Below are 15942 nucleotides of genomic sequence, written 5' to 3'. Positions count from 1 at the left end.
TTGTTTTGGTCGATGACATTATACACGAAAAGGGAGGTCAATGCTCTTTTTATTTGCAAACCTCCAAAAGATCAAGGTAAAACGTAACTTTAACCAATAAAAAGCATGGTAGTTTTGGACACTACCAGGAGCATGAGGGAGGAAGAAAGATGACACCGTACACATACGAAGTGGGAGATATTGTCAGGATGAAGAAAAAGCATCCCTGCGGGAGCTTTGAGTGGGAGATCCTCCGGGTAGGGGCGGATTTCCGCCTGAAGTGTACAGGATGCGGGCACCAGATCATGATCGCGAGAAAACTTGTGGAGAAAAATACAAAAGATTTAAGGAAAAAAGCTTGAAATAAGCAAGACCATATGATATCATATTAACTCGTGATATATCAGTATCCGACCGGAAATCGTCCGGAAGGGTATCCTTGCTCCCGGCAGAAAGCCAGGGGCCAAAAGACCAGAAGGAGGTGCAAACTACATGAATAAGTATGAGTTAGCTGTTGTAGTCAATGCAAAGATCGAAGACGAAGAGAGAGCACAGGTCATCGAGAAAGTGAAAGACATGATCACTCGTTTCGGCGGCAATGTGACAGACGTTGATGAATGGGGTAAGAGAAGACTCGCTTACGAAATTCAGAAGATGAAAGAAGCTTATTACTATTTCGTCCACTTCGAAGCTGATGCTACAGTTCCAGGCGAGATCGAGCAGAGAATTCGCATCATGGATAACGTACTCAGATATTTATGCGTAAAACAAGAGGCATAGTATAAGAGAGGTAGAAGAATGAATAAAGTAATTTTGATGGGACGTTTGACGAGAGACCCGGAAGTGAGATACTCACAGGGAGAGAATCCGCTGGCCATCGCCAGATTTACACTGGCTGTAGACCGCCGGTTCAAGCGTGACGGAGAGCAGAGCGCAGATTTTATTTCCTGCGTTGCTTTCGGAAAACAGGCTGAGCATGCGGAGAGATACTACAGACAGGGACTGAAGATCGTTGTCTGCGGACGGATCCAGACGGGCAGCTACACCAACAGGGACGGCGTGAAGGTATACACAACAGAGGTTGTAGTGGAAGAACAGGAATTTGCCGAGAGCAAAGCTGCAAGCGATGCACATGCAGGCGGTTTCCAGTCAGCTCCCCAACCGGCACCAGCCGCACCGGCCGGTGACGGCTTCATGAATATTCCAGATGGAATAGACGAAGAATTACCGTTTAATTAAGGACATATTGTGTATAGAAAGGAGAGACCATCATGGCTTTCGAGAAAGGAAATCGTCCTGAAGGCGGCTTCAAGAGAAGAGGCGGCGGACGCAGAAGAAAAAAAGTTTGCGTGTTCTGTGGAAAAGAGAACAACGAGATCGATTACAAGGATGTAGCAAAGTTAAGAAAATATATCTCTGAGAGAGGAAAGATCCTTCCCAGAAGAATTACAGGAAACTGTGCAAAACATCAGAGAGCTCTGACAGTAGCTATCAAGAGAGCAAGACATATCGCTTTAATGCCATATGTTCAGGACTAATCTGTAGGGTGAAATGCCGGGCGGCAGATGGAAATTCCATCTGCCGCTCTTTTATTCCTATAGAATTTCGTGGAGCTGGTTGTGCGCAGAGGCTCCAGCATCTATAATGAAAGAAAACGTAAAAGGAGGGGAGAACATGATAAGCACAGATGTTTTGGAAGAGAAGGCCCCCATCGTGGGGAGCTTGCGGAAAGCAGAGGAAGTGACCTGGATCAACCCGCTGCTTGAGAGTACAGAGGAGGCTATGAGAAAGATCGATCTGACTATGGAGGATGTGCGGGATGCCGAGGCGCGGCTGGAGAGGTTTGCGCCCTTTATCCGCCGGGCCTTCCCGGAGACGGAGAAGGACGGTGGCCTCATCGAGTCCCCCATCCGGGAGACAGAGAAGATGAAGGACGGGCTGAATGAAAAGCACGGAGCCGGTCTTAAGGGGAGGCTCCTTTTGAAGATGGATTCGGACCTGGCGGTGGCCGGGTCAGTGAAGGCCCGGGGAGGCATTTATGAGATCCTGAAACATGCAGAGGAGCTGGCCATCAGGGAAGGCATGCTGGAGGAAGGGAAGAGTTATGAAGTCTTTGCCCGGGAGCCCTTCCGGGAATTTTTTTCTCAGTATGCCGTGCATGTAGGATCCACCGGTAATCTGGGCCTGTCCATTGGGATCATCAGCGCGGTCTTGGGATTCAGGGTGTACGTCCACATGTCCCAGGATGCGAAGCAGTGGAAAAAAGACCTGCTCCGCTCAAAGGGCGTACAGGTCATCGAGTATGCCGGGGACTACGGAGCGGCGGTGAAAAAGGGCCGGGAGGAGGCCATGAGAGATTCTGCCAGCTATTTTGTGGACGATGAAAATTCTGTCAGCCTGTTTCTGGGCTACGCGGTGTCTGCGCTGCGGCTGCAGAGACAGCTGGAGGCGGCAGGTGTCAAAGTGGACGGGGAGCATCCGCTCTTTGTTTACATTCCCTGCGGGGTGGGCGGCGCGCCGGGAGGGATCACTTTTGGCCTGAAGCTGATCTACGGGGATCACGTGCATGTCTTTTATGCGGAGCCTGTCCAGGCCTGCTGCATGATCCTTGGCATGACTACAGGCCTTCACAATGAGATCTGCGTCCAAGATATCGGCCTTTCCGGCATGACAGAGGCGGACGGGCTGGCTGTGGGAAGACCGTCAAAGTTTGTGGGCAAGACAGTGGAACACCTGCTGAGCGGTGAGGTGACGGTACAGGATGACCGGCTCTATGTGTATATGAAAGAACTGCTGGACCGGGAAGGGATCTTTATAGAGCCCAGCTCCTGCGCGGCTTTTGCGGGGCCGGCCAGGATAGAAAAAGAGGAGGTCTGTCGGGCTTATCTCAAGGAGCAGGGACTTGAGGAGAGGATGGAACAGGCGGCGCACCTTGTCTGGGCCACAGGCGGCTCCCTTGTTCCTGCGGATGTGAGGGCAGAATATGTGAAAAAAGCAGAGGAGAGGAGACCATGAAAACATTAGGCTACTATAACGGAAAATATGGCGAGCTGGAGGAGATGACGGTTCCTATGAACGACAGGGTGTGCTGGTTCGGGGATGGCGTCTACGATGCGGGGCCGGCCAGGAACTATAAGATCTTTGCTATTGACGAGCACGTGGACCGGTTTTTCAACAGCGCAGGGCTGCTGGATATCCAGGTACCGGTGACAAAAGAGGAGCTGAAAGAGATCCTCCAGGAGATGGTGAACAAGATGGACACGGGCAACCTGTTTGTCTACTATCAGGTGACACGGGGAACAGGGATACGCAATCATGTATTTACCGAGGGCCCCGGAAATCTGTGGATCACGCTGCGGCCTGCGGAGATCTCAGACGGGGAGAAGCCCATCAAGCTGATCACCACAGAGGACACCCGCTTTTTACACTGCAATATCAAGACGCTGAACCTGATCCCTTCCTGCATGGCATCAGAGAAGGCGCGAAAAGCAGGATGCCAGGAGGCGGTCTTCTACAGGCCGGGCGGACGAGTGACAGAGTGTGCCCATAGCAATGTGCACATTATCAGGGATGGGAAGTTGGTGACAGCGCCGGCAGACAACCTGATCCTTCCGGGGATCGCGAGAGCTCATCTGATCAGGATGTGCGAGAGACTGGGAATCCCGGTCAGCGAGACACCCTACACGCTGGAAGACCTGTTCAGCGCCCAGGAAGTCATTGTGACCAGCTCCAGCAATCTCTGCCTGCATGCGGATGAGATTGACGGCAGGCCGGTGGGAGGGAAGAACCGGGAACTTCTAGAAAAGCTCCGGACAGCCCTTCTGGAAGAATTCTATGAAGCGACAAAAGAGGAGTAAGGATATGCGGAAACAATTTATTATGATTATGACAGACACGCAGCGGCTGGATATGGTCAGCTGCTATGAGAATGCGGGGATCTCAACCCCCTGTCTGGATGCGCTGGCCAGGGAGGGAGTAAAGTTTAACAAGGCGTACACCGTGCAGCCTGTGTGCGGTCCGGCCAGGAGCGCCCTGTTCACCGGCCAGTATCCCTGTGTCAATGGTTCCTACGCCAATTCCCTGGCACTTGGGGACAATGTAAAGACCATCGGCCAGCGCCTGTCCGACAAGGGGATTGCCACAGGGTATGTGGGAAAATGGCATCTGGACGGAGGCGATTACTTTGGACTTGGCGTGTGTCCCGAGGGGTGGGACCCGGATTACTGGTACGACATGCGCAATTATCTGGATGAACTGTCGGAGGAGGATCGCAGAAAGTCCAGGGACAGCCAGACGATGTACAGAGAGTCATGGCCTCTTGAGAAGACCTATGCCTACCGCTGTTCCCAGCGGGCCATCGACTATATCAGGAAGCACAAAGACGAGGACTTTTTCTTGGTTCTCAGCTACGATGAGCCCCATGACCCGTCCCTGTGCCCGGAACCTTTTGCCAGTATGTATGAGGATTTCTGCCTGCCCAAAAAAGAAAACGTGTGGGATACGCTGGAAGAGAAACCGCCCCACCAGCAGGCCTGGAGCGGACCCCGCAGACACCAGGACAGAGACGCCCTCACCATCCGCATGAAGGAGCTTTTCGGGTGCAACAGTTTTGTGGACAGTGAGATCGGCCGGGTGGCCGGGGCTGCCAGGGAGATCCTGGGGGATGACTTTACGCTTCTCTATACAAGCGACCACGGAGATATGGCCCAGTCCCACTGTCTCTACGCAAAAGGGCCTGCAGCCTACGAGGAGATCGCCCACATCCCCTTTATCCTGTGGGGGCAGGGATCCGGGGAGATAGACACGCCGGTGTCCCACATCGATGTGGCTGCCACTGTGTGGGATTTCTTCGGCTTCCAGAAGCCGATGATGCTCCAGGGTGAGAGTCTTCTTCCTCTTGTGCGGAACGGGAAATGTCCGGACCGCCGGGATGTATTTGTGGAATTCGGCCGCTATGAGATCGACCATGACGGCTTTGGGGGCTGGCAGCCGCTCCGGTGCATTTTCGACGGGCGGTACAAGCTGGTGATCAACCTGCTGTCCGAAGATGAATTTTATGACCTGGAGAAAGATCCGGGTGAAATGCACAACGGTATCTGTGACGAAGAGACTGCCAGCATCCGCGACGACATGATGAAGAGACTGCTGGAACACATGAATGAGATACGAGATCCCTTCCGAGGATACTGGTGGGAGCAGCGGCCCTGGTACACTCACGCAGCCGCACCTTCTTGGGACTACACAGGTTTTACCAGGCAGAGGGAAGAGCTGGACTACGAAGTGCCGCAGCTTGACTACAACACTGGCCTGGAGCCGGACAGCCTGGTTCGCAGAAAATAGAGAACGGATGCGCGCAAAACCTCCTGTCAACTGCCCGGAATGACTTGAGAAAAGGGGCAAAATGAGATAAGATATACAAAGAAAAAATGACGAGGAAGGTGCATGTATGTATTCATATACAGAACTGAGAAAAGAACATCCGGAATTTATTTATCGCGGATATGAGATAGAAGAGAGTGCAGACAAGGTGGGGATCGTCTATGATTTTGAGATCCCCGGGCTTGCCTCCTTTCATCCCACCTGGGAGTTCCCGAAGAAGCGGGGAGAGCAGAGGTGCTTTAAGGAGAACGGCACATTTCAGAAGCTGGTCTTCTCCCTGGGCATGGTGGAGCTGATCAGCTACTGGAAGACGGCCTGCCCCCCTGTGGTCAAGGTGGAGGCGGGAAGCCTGACAGAGGAGCAGTGTGAATGGTGGAAGGATCTGTATTTTAACGGGCTTGGAGAATTCTACTATACAAACGGCATCCAGGAGAACCAGGAGGACTTTATGGAGATCCGGTCTCTGGGCGGAGATGTCGAGGGGGCTGAGCAGCCTCTGAGCCGGGAGGCGGAAGGCTTCCTGATCCCTGTGGGAGGCGGCAAAGACTCGGCTGTGACCCTGTCTCTTCTGGAAGGGGAGAAGGAAAAGAACTGCTGCTATATCATCAATCCCCGGGGCGCTACCTTAAAGACGGTGGAGAGAGCCGGATATGGTGAAGACCAGCTGGTGACTGTAAAGCGGACCCTGGACAAGAACATGCTGGAGCTGAACCGCCAGGGCTATTTAAACGGGCATACGCCCTACTCCGCCATTGTGGCTTTTTCTTCTACAATAGCAGCCTACATGAGTGGGCTGAGGTACATCGCCCTGTCCAACGAGTCCAGTGCCAATGAGAGCACAGTGGAGGGGAGTACCGTGAACCACCAGTACTCCAAGAGCTTCCGCTTTGAGAAGGCCTTCCACGACTACGAGGCGGCGCATATAGGAAGCGGGACTTACTATTTCAGTATGCTGCGTCCTTTAAGCGAATTTCAGATCGCCCGGTATTTTGCCCGGTGCCGCCAGTTCCACGACATTTTCCGCAGCTGCAACGCCGGCAGCAAGGAGGACAAGTGGTGCGGACACTGTCCCAAGTGCCTCTTTGTCTGCCTGATCCTGTCTCCCTTCCTGACAAGGGAGGAGATCATCGCCATCTTTGGGCGGGATATGCTGGATGACCCGGATATGCTGGAGGATTTCCGCAAGCTCACGGGGATGGAAAAAGAGAAACCATTTGAATGCGTGGGCAGCAGGGATGAGGTGAACGCAGCCGTATCCCTCACCATTGACAAACTGGAAAAAGAAGGACAGGCTCTGCCGGAGCTTTTTGCATACTATAAAAATTCCGGCCTCTACAGGAAAGAGGACCCGGAAAACCGACGTTTCTTTACTTACTTTGACGGGGAAAATCTTCTGCCGCCGTCCTGTCTTGCTCTGATAAAGGAAAAGTGTTTATAAAGGGGGAGACAAAAGGATGCTGAAGAAGATACGTCAGACGATAGAAGGTAAGAAAGTGCTGATCCTGGGATTTGGAAGAGAGGGAAGATCCAGCCTGCGGTTGGTCTGCAAAGCCGGCGGCTGGGAGACCCTGGCCGTGTCGGACTTAAGAGAGGTGGACCCGTCAAAGGAGGCTGGCGGGAACCGGATCGACCTCTACACCGGGGAGCACTACATGGACAAGGAGCTTCTGGACTCCTTTGACATTGTGTTCAAGACGCCGGGGATCGTCCTGCCGGAAGATCCGGGGGTTTACCGGTGCCGGTTTGTCTCCCAGACAGAGCTCTTTATCGAGCGGTTCCGGGAACAGATCGTGGGGATCACAGGGACCAAGGGAAAGAGCACCACGTCCTCCCTTCTGTACCATATCCTGAAGGAGACAGGGGAGGACACGGTGCTGGCAGGAAATATCGGTATTCCGGTGTTTGACATTGCGGAGGATATCATGCCCGGTGAGGTCATCGTGCTGGAGCTCTCCTGCCATCAGCTGGAGCATATCCGGGTGTCCCCCCGCATCGCCGTCCTTCTCAATCTGTACGAGGAGCATCTGGACCACTACGGAACCATGGCGAAGTACGTCCGGGCCAAGCAGAACATCTACGCCTGGCAGAAGGAGGGAGACATCCTCTTCTGCAACGTGGATGTGCTGCCAGGGAAGGAGATCGAAGGAGCGGGCAGGGAGAGTGCCTGCGTGCCCTGCCGGGGCGAGATCATCTCCGCTGTCATGGTGCCGGAGGGAGAGAAGGCCCAGGGCAGAGGGGACATCGAGGTGGCAGACAACGCCGTGCGGTACAGAGGAAGCGGCCTGCGCCTTCCGGAGGAAGGATTGTCCCTGTTCGGAAGACACAACTACTTTGACATCGGCGTGGTGTACGGGATCTGCAAAGAGTTTTCGGTGACAGACGAGAAATTCCTGAAGGCGCTGCGCACTTTCCAGACCCTCCCCCACAGGCTTCAGTACCTGGGGGTAAAAGGCGGGATACGCTTTTACGATGATTCCATCTCCACCATCGGTGAGACCACTATCCAGGCGTTGGAGAGTGTCAAGAACGTGGACAGCATTCTCATCGGCGGCATGGACCGTGGCGTGGATTACAGTCAGCTGGAAGAGTACCTGACCGGCAGCAGCGTGCGGCATATCATTCTGATGGAGGCAACAGGAAAGAGGATCTACCAGGAGATCCAGGAGAAATATCCCACACTTTTTTCCAGCGGACGGCTGGAGCTTGTGGAACATCTGGATGAGGCCATAGATCTGGCAAGAGAGCTGGGAGAAGAGGGAGGCGCCTGCGTGCTGTCGCCTGCGGCTGCCAGCTATGGGATCTTTAAGAATTTCGAAGAGCGCGGCGCGTATTTCAAACAATATATTTTCGGGCAGGACAGCCGGTAAGGCGGCTCCTGTACGTAAAAAATGGCAGACAGGGATGTCCGGCCTTATGGCTTGAAATCCCCGTCTGCCATTGCTTTTATGGAAGAGGCATACTCCGATGGAGTCATGCCGGTGACTTTCTTGAACTGGCGTGAGAAGTAGTGGATAGAGGTGTAACCCAGCTGCTCAGAGATCTGAGTGAAGTTCATTTTGTTGGTCCGGATCAGCTGCTTGGCCGCGTTGACTTTCATCAGGGAAAAATACTCGATGATTCCAAGTCCGCTCTGCTCCCGGAAGATCTTCTGGAGCTGGGAACGGCCGATGAGATTTTCCCGGCACACCTGCTCGATGGTAACGTGGCCTCCCAGGTGGGCCTCTAAGTAATCCACCACCCGATTGAACAGCTCGATGTCGCTCTTCTTTTTGGTGGCTTTCTGAGGCTGGGGCCGGATGGCTGACTTCACCAGTGGGATGGGCTGGGAGCAGCGGCGCAGCAGATGGATCAGGAAATGCTCCAGATAGAGGCGGATGAGCTGCTGGGCGCCGAACTGTTCGGCCTCTTTCTGGGGCATGTTCTGGAGGTAGGGGTCGTCCAGCCGACAGTCAAAGCAGTGGCGTGCTTCGATGACAATGTCCGCCAGAAGGTTGCGCTCGGTCTCGTCGATCTGGAGGACCTTTCCACGGAAAAAGTCCATGGCCGGGCTGTCACACTGGAAGGAGATGACCACCAGGTTGGGAGCGCTTTTGCCGGTAGCCTGTACATCGTGGAACTCACCCGGCTGGTGGAAGGCCACTTCCCCCCGGTTTAAGATGATCTTCCGATCCCCTCCGGTGACGGCCACGTCCCCCTTGTCCACGCAGATGAACTCCCAGAAATCATGGGACTCGCCGGGAAATTTAAAGTCGCTCATGTATTCAAAATAGTGGATGCTGAACAGCTTTCCCACTGTGATGGAGTCTTTCAGGTCAATACCGATGTAGGGCATGGGCAGCGCCTCCTTTCTCTTGATTTTTTACTTATGCTTATCATACTCTAATTTTGCAGAAAAAGCAAAAACAAAATGCAGATTGTACAAATCAATCACAAAATCAGATAAAGATTTTTCGTGGTATTTATACTACAATAAGCGTAGCGATTGAGAACATCAGAGATATTCAGAAAGGATATGAAAAAGATGAAAAAACCAGTATTAGTGATCATGGCAGCAGGAATGGGGAGCCGCTACGGCGGACTGAAGCAGATCGATCCGGTGGACAAAGAGGGACACATCATCATGGATTTTTCCATGTACGATGCAAAGAGAGCCGGATTTGAGAAAGTGATCTTTATTATCAAAAAAGAGATCGAGGAAGACTTTAAGAACACAGTCGGAAACCGCATGAGCGAGATCATGGAGGTAGAGTACGCCTACCAGGATCTCCACAATATCCCGGAAGGATTTGACGTGCCGGAGGGAAGGGTAAAACCCTGGGGAACCGCTCACGCTGTCCTCTCAGCCATCGATCTGATCGACGGGCCTTTTGCGGTCATCAACGCGGATGACTACTATGGAAAAGAGGCCTTCCAGGTGATCTACGATTACCTGTCCACTCACGAGGATGATGAGAAATACCGCTATACCATGGTGGGATACCAGCTTGGAAACACAGTGACGGACAACGGACATGTGGCCAGAGGACTGTGCGACATGAACGCGGCCGGAGAGCTGACAGGCATCCACGAGCGCACCCGCATCGAGAAGAGGGAGGGCGGCATTGCCTACTCTGAGGACGACGGGGAGACATGGGTATCCGTGCCGGCAGACACGACAGTCTCCATGAACATGTGGGGATTCACAAGGAGCATCCTGGACGAGATCAAAAAAGGGTTCCCGGCCTTCCTGGAGGAGGGGCTTAAGACGAATCCCATGAAATGCGAGTACTTCCTTCCGTCTGTAGTCAGTGACCTGATCGGACAGGACAAGGCATCCGTGGCAGTGCTCCACTCTGCGGATAAATGGTACGGCGTCACATACAAGGAGGACAAGCCGGTAGTCATGGCTGCCATCCAGAAGCTGAAAGACGATGGCGTATACCCGCAGCACCTGTGGGAACAGAAATAGGCCAGGAAGAAAAATCCGCAATATATTTATAGTTTCGGCCACTATTATTATAGAAATCAAGTGACAGCCAAACTATAATTACAGTATAAACAGGAAAACAGATCCAAAAAGGAGGAGACCACCATGACGATTTTAATCACAGGAGGAGCCGGATACATCGGAAGCCATACGGCTCTGGAACTGCTGAACGAGGGATACGATGTAGTTGTATTTGACAATCTGAGCAATTCTTCCCAGGAGTCCTTAAGACGTGTGGAGGAGCTGACAGGGAAGCAGGTATGCTTCTATGAGGGAGATGTGCAGGACGAGGATGCGCTCCGCGCCATGTTCAAGGAGCAGAAGATCGATGCAGTCATCCACTGTGCGGCTCTGAAGGCAGTGGGCGAGTCTGTGCAGAAGCCTCTCGAGTACTACCAGAACAACATTTCCGGAACCCTGACACTTCTGAAAGTTATGCGGGAAGTGGGCGTGAAGAACATCGTGTTCAGCTCTTCCGCCACTGTGTACGGAAGCCCGGAGGAGATGCCCATCACAGAGGCCTGCCCAAAGGGACAGTGCACCAATCCATACGGCTGGACAAAATCCATGATGGAGCAGATCATGTCAGATGTGCAGAAGGCTGATCCGTCCTGGAACGTGATCCTCCTGCGCTACTTCAACCCGGTTGGAGCCCACAAGAGCGGACGCATCGGAGAGGACCCGAAGGGTATCCCCAACAACCTGATGCCCTACATCTCACAGGTTGCTGTCGGAAAGCTGGAGAAGCTTGGCGTGTTTGGAAATGACTATGACACACCAGACGGGACCGGCGTCCGCGACTACATCCATGTGGTGGACCTGGCCATCGGGCATGTGAAGGCCATCAACTATATCTTCACAAACCCGGGACTGGATGTCATCAACCTGGGAACCGGCCAGGGTTACTCTGTCCTGGATATGGTGAAGGCTTTCTCCAAGGCATGCGGTAAGGAGATCCCCTACGAGATCAAACCCCGCCGTGAGGGAGACATTGCCATGTGCTACGCAGACCCCTCCAAGGCAGCTAAGGTGCTTGGCTGGAAGGCCGAGAGAGGACTGGACGAGATGTGCGAGGACACATGGAGATGGCAGTCACAGAACCCGGGCGGATACGAGAAATAGATCCGGGAAAAACAAAAGACAGATATACAGGCAGGGGCGCAGGCCGGCAGAAGGCCGCCCCCTGCCTTTTCTCTTTTCTTTTCCGCAGAAAAGTGCTATAATACGGTGAGCAGCTTTTTAGTTTTTTCGAGGGAACGGATATGAAAAAGAAAGCAAAACAAAATGTGCGCCTGAAGGGACAACTGAAGCTCTATATGCAGTGGCCGGCGTTTATGACCATCCTCCTGATCGCCATGAATATATGGATCTACCGCCTGGATAAGCGGGCCGGTGTGCTGATGCTGTTCTTCGTCCTGATCTATATTGCGATCGTGGGGATCATGTATGTCTACAGTAAATCCCTTGTCATGAAGGACCTGGTGGACTTTGCGGCGCAGTATGGAATCATACAGAACACGCTTCTGAAAAAGCTGGCAGTGCCCTATGCCCTCCTGCTGGAGGACGGCAGACTCATGTGGATGAACGACCAGTTCAGAGAGATCCTGGGCAGCAAGCTGAAGGGGGAGGCGGTGCTGAGCCGGTATATACCCGAGCTGAACCGGAGCATTTTCCCCAGGGAAGAGGATCAGATCGTGGAGATGGAGGTTTACTACCACGACAAGGAGTACCGGGCTGAACTGCGGAAGGTGTCCGTGGAGGGCTTCAGCGACTCCGAGCGCCTTCTGGACATGCCGGAGGAGAAGGAGTACTTTATCGCTGTCTACCTGTCCGATGTGACAGAGCTGAACACGGCGCTGCGCCAGAATGAAGAGCAGCGGCTTGTGGCCGGCCTTATTTACATTGACAACTACGATGAGATGATCGACAGTGTGGAGGAGGTGCGCCAGAGTCTTCTGGTGGCTCTCATCGACAGGAAGATCAACCAGTATATCGCGCGTCTGGACGGCATTGTCAAGAAGATGGAGACGGACAAGTATTTTATTGTCATGAAGAAGTCCTGCTTCAAGGAACTGGAGGCGGACCGGTTTTCTCTCCTTGAGGACGTGAAGGCCATCAACATCGGGAACAGCATCCCGGCCACCTTAAGTATCGGCCTGGGTCTGAGCAAGAACGCCTATGTGCAGAGCTACACCTACGCCAGAGCGGCCATCGACCTGGCGCTTGCAAGAGGCGGCGACCAGGCGGTCATCAAGGACTGCAATGGCATTACCTACTACGGAGGCAAGAGGGAGCAGACCTCCAAGAATACCAGGGTGAAAGCCAGAGTGAAGGCAGAGGCTCTGCGGGAGTTCATCACAGTGAATGACACCATTCTCGTCATGGGGCACAAGATGACAGACATGGATTCCTTTGGCGCTGCCATCGGCATTTACCGGGCTGCAGCCGCGCTGGAGAAGAAGGCCCACATTGTTATCAACGACGTGTCAGCCACGATCCGGCCATTGTATGAGGAGTTTGTGGAGCATCCATCCTACCCGGATGACATGTTCGTCACATCCGGGGAAGCCAAGGAGATGACAGGTGACAGCTCCATGGTCATTGTGGTGGACACCAACCGGCCGGGTATGACAGAGTGCCCGGAGCTCCTGAACATGACCCGCACTATCGTGGTCTTCGACCACCACAGGCAGGGAAGCGACAATATCGACAACGCCCTTTTGTCCTACATCGAGCCCTATGCCTCCTCGTCCTGCGAGATGGTTTCCGAGGTGCTCCAGTATATCACGGACGACGTGAAGATACCGGCCGTGGAGGCCAACAGCCTGTATGCGGGCATTGTCATTGACACCAACAACTTTATGAACAAGACAGGCGTGCGCACCTTTGAGGCGGCCGCCTTCCTGCGCCGCTGCGGGGCAGATATCCCCTTTGTACGGAAGATGCTGCGGGACGATATGAAGTCCTATCAGGCCAAGGCCGGCATCATCAGCAGCGCAGAGGTATACCGCGATATATTTGCCATCGCCCGGGGGGAGGATCTCCATATCGAGAGCCCCACCATTATCGGCGCACAGGCAGCCAACGAGCTGCTGGACATCGACGGCATTAAGGCTACCTTCGTGCTCACTGCCTACAATGGAAGGATCTATGTCAGCGCAAGATCCATCGACGAGGTGAACGTGCAGGTCATCATGGAGAAGCTGGGCGGAGGCGGCCACATGAATGCCTCCGGCGCGCAGTTTGACCACACCAACATGAATGAGGCAGTGACATCCCTCAAGAGAGTCATCGATGAAATGATAGAAAAAGGAGATTTATAGATGAAAGTTATTTTACTGCAGGACGTAAAATCCCTTGGGAAAAAGGGAGACATCGTGGAAGTGAACGACGGATACGCAAGAAACTTCCTTCTCAAGACAAAGAAGGGCGTGGAAGCGAACAATAAGAATATGAACGACCTGAAGCTCCACAAGGCAAACCAGGACAAGATCGCCCAGGAGCAGCTGGAGGCTGCCCGCGAGCTGGGCAAGAAGCTGGAGGAGAGCAAGGTGACTGTCTCCATCAAGACGGGAGAGGGCGGAAGGGCCTTTGGCTCTGTGTCCTCCAAGGAGATTGCGGCGGCGGCTCAGGAGCAGCTTGGCCTGGATATCGACAAGAAGAAAGTCCAGCTGAAGGAGCAGCTGAAATCCCTGGGAACCTTCCATGTTCCTGTGAAACTTCACCCAAAGGTAACAGCAGAGCTGACAGTAAACGTTACGGAGGAGGCATAGGAAGATGCCGGATATGGAGGAAGCCCTCATCAAGCGTGTCCCGCCCCACAGCATAGAGGCGGAGCAGTCGGTAGTCGGCGCCATGCTGATGGACAAAGATGCCATCATGACCGCTTCCGAGATCATCAGCGGCAGTGATTTCTACCAGACATCATACGGCGTGATCTTTGACTCCATGACGGAGCTTTTTAACGAAGGCAAGCCGGTGGATCTGATCACCCTGCAGGAGAGGCTCAAAGAGAAGAATGTGCCGGAGGAGATCTCCAGTCTGGAGTTCGTCCGAGAGCTGGTGGCAGCAGTGCCCACATCCGCCAATGTGAAATACTATGCGGAGATCGTCTTTGAGAAATCCATGCTCCGGAAGCTCATCAAGGTAAATGATGAGATTTCCGGCGCCTGCTATGCGGGCAGTGAGCCTATGGAGGCTGTCCTTGAGACAGCGGAGAAAAATATATTTGAACTGGCCCAGAAGCGGGGAACCGGGGACTATGTGCCCATCAAGGAAGTGGTCCTGAATGCGCTGGAAAAGATCGAGAAAGCGTCCAAGACCAAGGGAACAGTGACCGGTATCCCCACCGGGTTCCTGGATCTGGACTACAAGCTGTCCGGTCTGCAGCCCTCGGACTTTATCCTGGTGGCAGCCCGTCCTTCCATGGGAAAGACGGCCTTTGTCCTGAATATCGCCCAGCACGCGGCTTTCAAGAGCGGAAAGACGGTGGCTATCTTCAGTCTGGAGATGTCCAAGGAGCAGCTGGTGAACCGTCTTTTCTCCCTGGAGTCCCAGGTGGACTCCCAGTCCCTGCGTACAGGTAATCTGAAGGACGACGACTGGGAGAAGCTCATCGAGAGCGCCGGGATCATTGGAAAATCCAAGCTGATCATAGATGATACGCCGGGTATCTCCATCTCAGAGCTGCGGTCCAAGTGCCGTAAGTTCAAACTGGAGCAGGGGCTGGATCTGATCATCATCGATTACCTGCAGCTTATGAGCGGGCGGGTAGGAGGCCGGTCTGAGTCGAGACAGCAGGAGATCTCAGATATCTCCCGGTCCCTGAAAGGGGTGGCCAGAGAGCTGAATGTGCCTGTCATCTCCCTCTCCCAGCTCAGCCGAGCAGTAGAGCAGCGGCCGGATCACAGACCCATGCTCTCGGACCTGCGTGAGTCCGGTGCCATCGAGCAGGACGCGGACGTGGTCATGTTCATTTACCGGGACGATTATTACAACAAAGATACAGAGACCCCGGGCCAGGCGGAGATCATTATCGCAAAACAAAGAAACGGCCCCATAGGGACCGTTCACCTGGCATGGCTGCCGGATTACACGAAGTTTGCAAACCTAACCTGGAAGGAATAGGCGTTTTAACCGCTGGGCCGCTCCCTGGCTTCCGGCAGTCTCTTTTCGAAAGGACTGCTGCTGCCGGATGAGCTGGTCCAGCTTTTTAAATTGTTCTTCTTCCTGCCGTTCTTTTGCGTCCAGAAGGAAGGACATTTCTTTTGTGATCATGGCTGCAAGCACTTCGTTGTTGTTTTCCAGCATGCGTTTTATGCGGAGCTGTTCCCTTGTGCGCTTCATATCGGGAATGAGCGCCTTCAGCTCGTCAAAGGGAACACCCTGCTCGTACAGTTCTTTGATGCAGTTATACAGCTTTGTGTCTTCTTTTGTTGCGCTGCTGAGTGTGTTCAGTGCATTTCCCATATTCATACCCCCTTTATACATAGGGTAGTGTCCAAAACTACCATGCTTTTTATTGGTTAAAGTTACGTTTTACCTTGATCTTTTGGAGGTTTGCAAATAAAAAGAGCATTGACCTCCCTTTTCGTGTATAATGTCATCGACCAAAACAA

At 53.4% G+C, this 15942-nt stretch carries 16 protein-coding genes; 14 read left to right on the top strand and 2 right to left on the bottom strand.

Going from position 1 to position 15942, the window contains the following annotated elements:
• Nucleotides 1-149: 149 nt before the first annotated feature.
• The 9 genes from INF30_RS14145 to murD all read left to right on the top strand — a co-directional run bounded on the left by INF30_RS14145 (nucleotide 150) and on the right by murD (nucleotide 8225).
• Nucleotides 150-341 carry a DUF951 domain-containing protein gene (locus INF30_RS14145; protein WP_033126212.1) on the top strand — a complete coding sequence of 64 codons (192 nt, stop codon included), beginning with the start codon at nucleotides 150-152 and terminating at the stop codon, nucleotides 339-341.
• Nucleotides 342-471: 130 nt separating this feature from the next.
• The gene (gene rpsF / locus INF30_RS14140; protein ID WP_033126213.1) at nucleotides 472-759 is read left to right on the top strand and encodes a 30S ribosomal protein S6; all 288 of its coding nucleotides are present in this window, start codon (nucleotides 472-474) and stop codon (nucleotides 757-759) included.
• 18 nt (nucleotides 760-777) lie between these two features.
• Nucleotides 778-1218: a single-stranded DNA-binding protein gene (locus tag INF30_RS14135; RefSeq protein WP_033126214.1), complete on the top strand. Its 441-nt coding sequence runs from the start codon at nucleotides 778-780 to the stop codon at nucleotides 1216-1218.
• Between the two features lie 32 nt (nucleotides 1219-1250).
• A complete protein-coding gene (rpsR, locus tag INF30_RS14130) occupies nucleotides 1251-1517 on the top strand; it encodes a 30S ribosomal protein S18 (protein ID WP_033126215.1) in 267 nt (88 codons plus the stop codon).
• Between the two features lie 136 nt (nucleotides 1518-1653).
• Nucleotides 1654-2994 carry a D-serine ammonia-lyase gene (locus tag INF30_RS14125; protein ID WP_226395667.1) on the top strand — a complete coding sequence of 447 codons (1341 nt, stop codon included), beginning with the start codon at nucleotides 1654-1656 and terminating at the stop codon, nucleotides 2992-2994.
• The gene (locus tag INF30_RS14120; RefSeq protein WP_076780244.1) at nucleotides 2991-3836 is read left to right on the top strand and encodes an aminotransferase class IV; all 846 of its coding nucleotides are present in this window, start codon (nucleotides 2991-2993) and stop codon (nucleotides 3834-3836) included. The genes INF30_RS14125 and INF30_RS14120 overlap by 4 nt, the downstream gene beginning before the upstream one ends.
• Before the next feature lie 4 nt (nucleotides 3837-3840).
• Nucleotides 3841-5319: a sulfatase-like hydrolase/transferase gene (locus tag INF30_RS14115; RefSeq protein ID WP_226395666.1), complete on the top strand. Its 1479-nt coding sequence runs from the start codon at nucleotides 3841-3843 to the stop codon at nucleotides 5317-5319.
• A 106-nt stretch (nucleotides 5320-5425) separates the two neighbouring features.
• Nucleotides 5426-6796 (top strand): hypothetical protein, encoded by a 1371-nt coding sequence (locus INF30_RS14110; RefSeq protein ID WP_033126220.1) that lies wholly within the window; start codon nucleotides 5426-5428, stop codon nucleotides 6794-6796.
• A 16-nt stretch (nucleotides 6797-6812) separates the two neighbouring features.
• Complete coding sequence (murD, locus tag INF30_RS14105; protein WP_226395665.1) at nucleotides 6813-8225, top strand: UDP-N-acetylmuramoyl-L-alanine--D-glutamate ligase; 1413 nt, start codon at nucleotides 6813-6815, stop codon at nucleotides 8223-8225.
• A gap of 44 nt (nucleotides 8226-8269) precedes the next feature.
• On the opposite strand, the gene INF30_RS14100 is transcribed toward murD, so the two are convergent.
• Nucleotides 8270-9190 (bottom strand): AraC family transcriptional regulator, encoded by a 921-nt coding sequence (locus INF30_RS14100; protein WP_076780251.1) that lies wholly within the window; start codon nucleotides 9188-9190, stop codon nucleotides 8270-8272.
• 189 nt (nucleotides 9191-9379) lie between these two features.
• On the opposite strand from INF30_RS14100, the gene INF30_RS14095 reads away from it, so the two are divergent.
• The 5 genes from INF30_RS14095 to dnaB all read left to right on the top strand — a co-directional run bounded on the left by INF30_RS14095 (nucleotide 9380) and on the right by dnaB (nucleotide 15451).
• A complete protein-coding gene (locus INF30_RS14095) occupies nucleotides 9380-10306 on the top strand; it encodes a nucleotidyltransferase family protein (protein ID WP_076780252.1) in 927 nt (308 codons plus the stop codon).
• A 123-nt stretch (nucleotides 10307-10429) separates the two neighbouring features.
• A complete protein-coding gene (gene galE / locus INF30_RS14090) occupies nucleotides 10430-11446 on the top strand; it encodes a UDP-glucose 4-epimerase GalE (RefSeq protein WP_076780254.1) in 1017 nt (338 codons plus the stop codon).
• A gap of 140 nt (nucleotides 11447-11586) precedes the next feature.
• A complete protein-coding gene (locus INF30_RS14085; protein WP_076780256.1) occupies nucleotides 11587-13647 on the top strand; it encodes a DHH family phosphoesterase in 2061 nt (686 codons plus the stop codon).
• Nucleotides 13648-14097, top strand: a complete 450-nt coding sequence (gene rplI / locus INF30_RS14080; RefSeq protein WP_226395664.1) for a 50S ribosomal protein L9 — start codon at nucleotides 13648-13650, stop codon at nucleotides 14095-14097.
• A gap of 13 nt (nucleotides 14098-14110) precedes the next feature.
• A complete protein-coding gene (gene dnaB / locus INF30_RS14075; RefSeq protein ID WP_226395668.1) occupies nucleotides 14111-15451 on the top strand; it encodes a replicative DNA helicase in 1341 nt (446 codons plus the stop codon).
• Here dnaB and INF30_RS14070 read toward each other — a convergent pair.
• The gene (locus INF30_RS14070; protein WP_076780260.1) at nucleotides 15434-15793 is read right to left on the bottom strand and encodes a hypothetical protein; all 360 of its coding nucleotides are present in this window, start codon (nucleotides 15791-15793) and stop codon (nucleotides 15434-15436) included. The two genes, dnaB and INF30_RS14070, sit on opposite strands and share 18 nt — an antisense overlap.
• Nucleotides 15794-15942: the final 149 nt, after the last annotated feature.

This window comes from Claveliimonas monacensis (genome assembly GCF_014982975.1).
Taxonomy (GTDB): Bacteria; Bacillota; Clostridia; order Lachnospirales; family Lachnospiraceae; genus Claveliimonas; species Claveliimonas monacensis.
Note: the sequence above shows the minus strand (reverse complement) of the source record. Positions and strands in the feature narration are given on the sequence as shown.

Excerpts from the sequence above, each read along its gene's own strand:
- INF30_RS14145 (WP_033126212.1), top strand. The coding sequence starts at position 150 with ATGACACCGTACACATACGAAGTGGGAGATATTGTCAGGATGAAGAAA.
- rpsF (WP_033126213.1), top strand. The coding sequence starts at position 472 with ATGAATAAGTATGAGTTAGCTGTTGTAGTCAATGCAAAGATCGAAGAC.
- INF30_RS14135 (WP_033126214.1), top strand. The coding sequence starts at position 778 with ATGAATAAAGTAATTTTGATGGGACGTTTGACGAGAGACCCGGAAGTG.
- rpsR (WP_033126215.1), top strand. The coding sequence starts at position 1,251 with ATGGCTTTCGAGAAAGGAAATCGTCCTGAAGGCGGCTTCAAGAGAAGA.
- INF30_RS14125 (WP_226395667.1), top strand. The coding sequence starts at position 1,654 with ATGATAAGCACAGATGTTTTGGAAGAGAAGGCCCCCATCGTGGGGAGC.
- INF30_RS14120 (WP_076780244.1), top strand. The coding sequence starts at position 2,991 with ATGAAAACATTAGGCTACTATAACGGAAAATATGGCGAGCTGGAGGAG.
- INF30_RS14115 (WP_226395666.1), top strand. The coding sequence starts at position 3,841 with ATGCGGAAACAATTTATTATGATTATGACAGACACGCAGCGGCTGGAT.
- INF30_RS14110 (WP_033126220.1), top strand. The coding sequence starts at position 5,426 with ATGTATTCATATACAGAACTGAGAAAAGAACATCCGGAATTTATTTAT.
- murD (WP_226395665.1), top strand. The coding sequence starts at position 6,813 with ATGCTGAAGAAGATACGTCAGACGATAGAAGGTAAGAAAGTGCTGATC.
- INF30_RS14100 (WP_076780251.1), bottom strand. The coding sequence starts at position 9,190 with ATGCCCTACATCGGTATTGACCTGAAAGACTCCATCACAGTGGGAAAG.
- INF30_RS14095 (WP_076780252.1), top strand. The coding sequence starts at position 9,380 with ATGAAAAAACCAGTATTAGTGATCATGGCAGCAGGAATGGGGAGCCGC.
- galE (WP_076780254.1), top strand. The coding sequence starts at position 10,430 with ATGACGATTTTAATCACAGGAGGAGCCGGATACATCGGAAGCCATACG.
- INF30_RS14085 (WP_076780256.1), top strand. The coding sequence starts at position 11,587 with ATGAAAAAGAAAGCAAAACAAAATGTGCGCCTGAAGGGACAACTGAAG.
- rplI (WP_226395664.1), top strand. The coding sequence starts at position 13,648 with ATGAAAGTTATTTTACTGCAGGACGTAAAATCCCTTGGGAAAAAGGGA.
- dnaB (WP_226395668.1), top strand. The coding sequence starts at position 14,111 with ATGGAGGAAGCCCTCATCAAGCGTGTCCCGCCCCACAGCATAGAGGCG.
- INF30_RS14070 (WP_076780260.1), bottom strand. The coding sequence starts at position 15,793 with ATGGGAAATGCACTGAACACACTCAGCAGCGCAACAAAAGAAGACACA.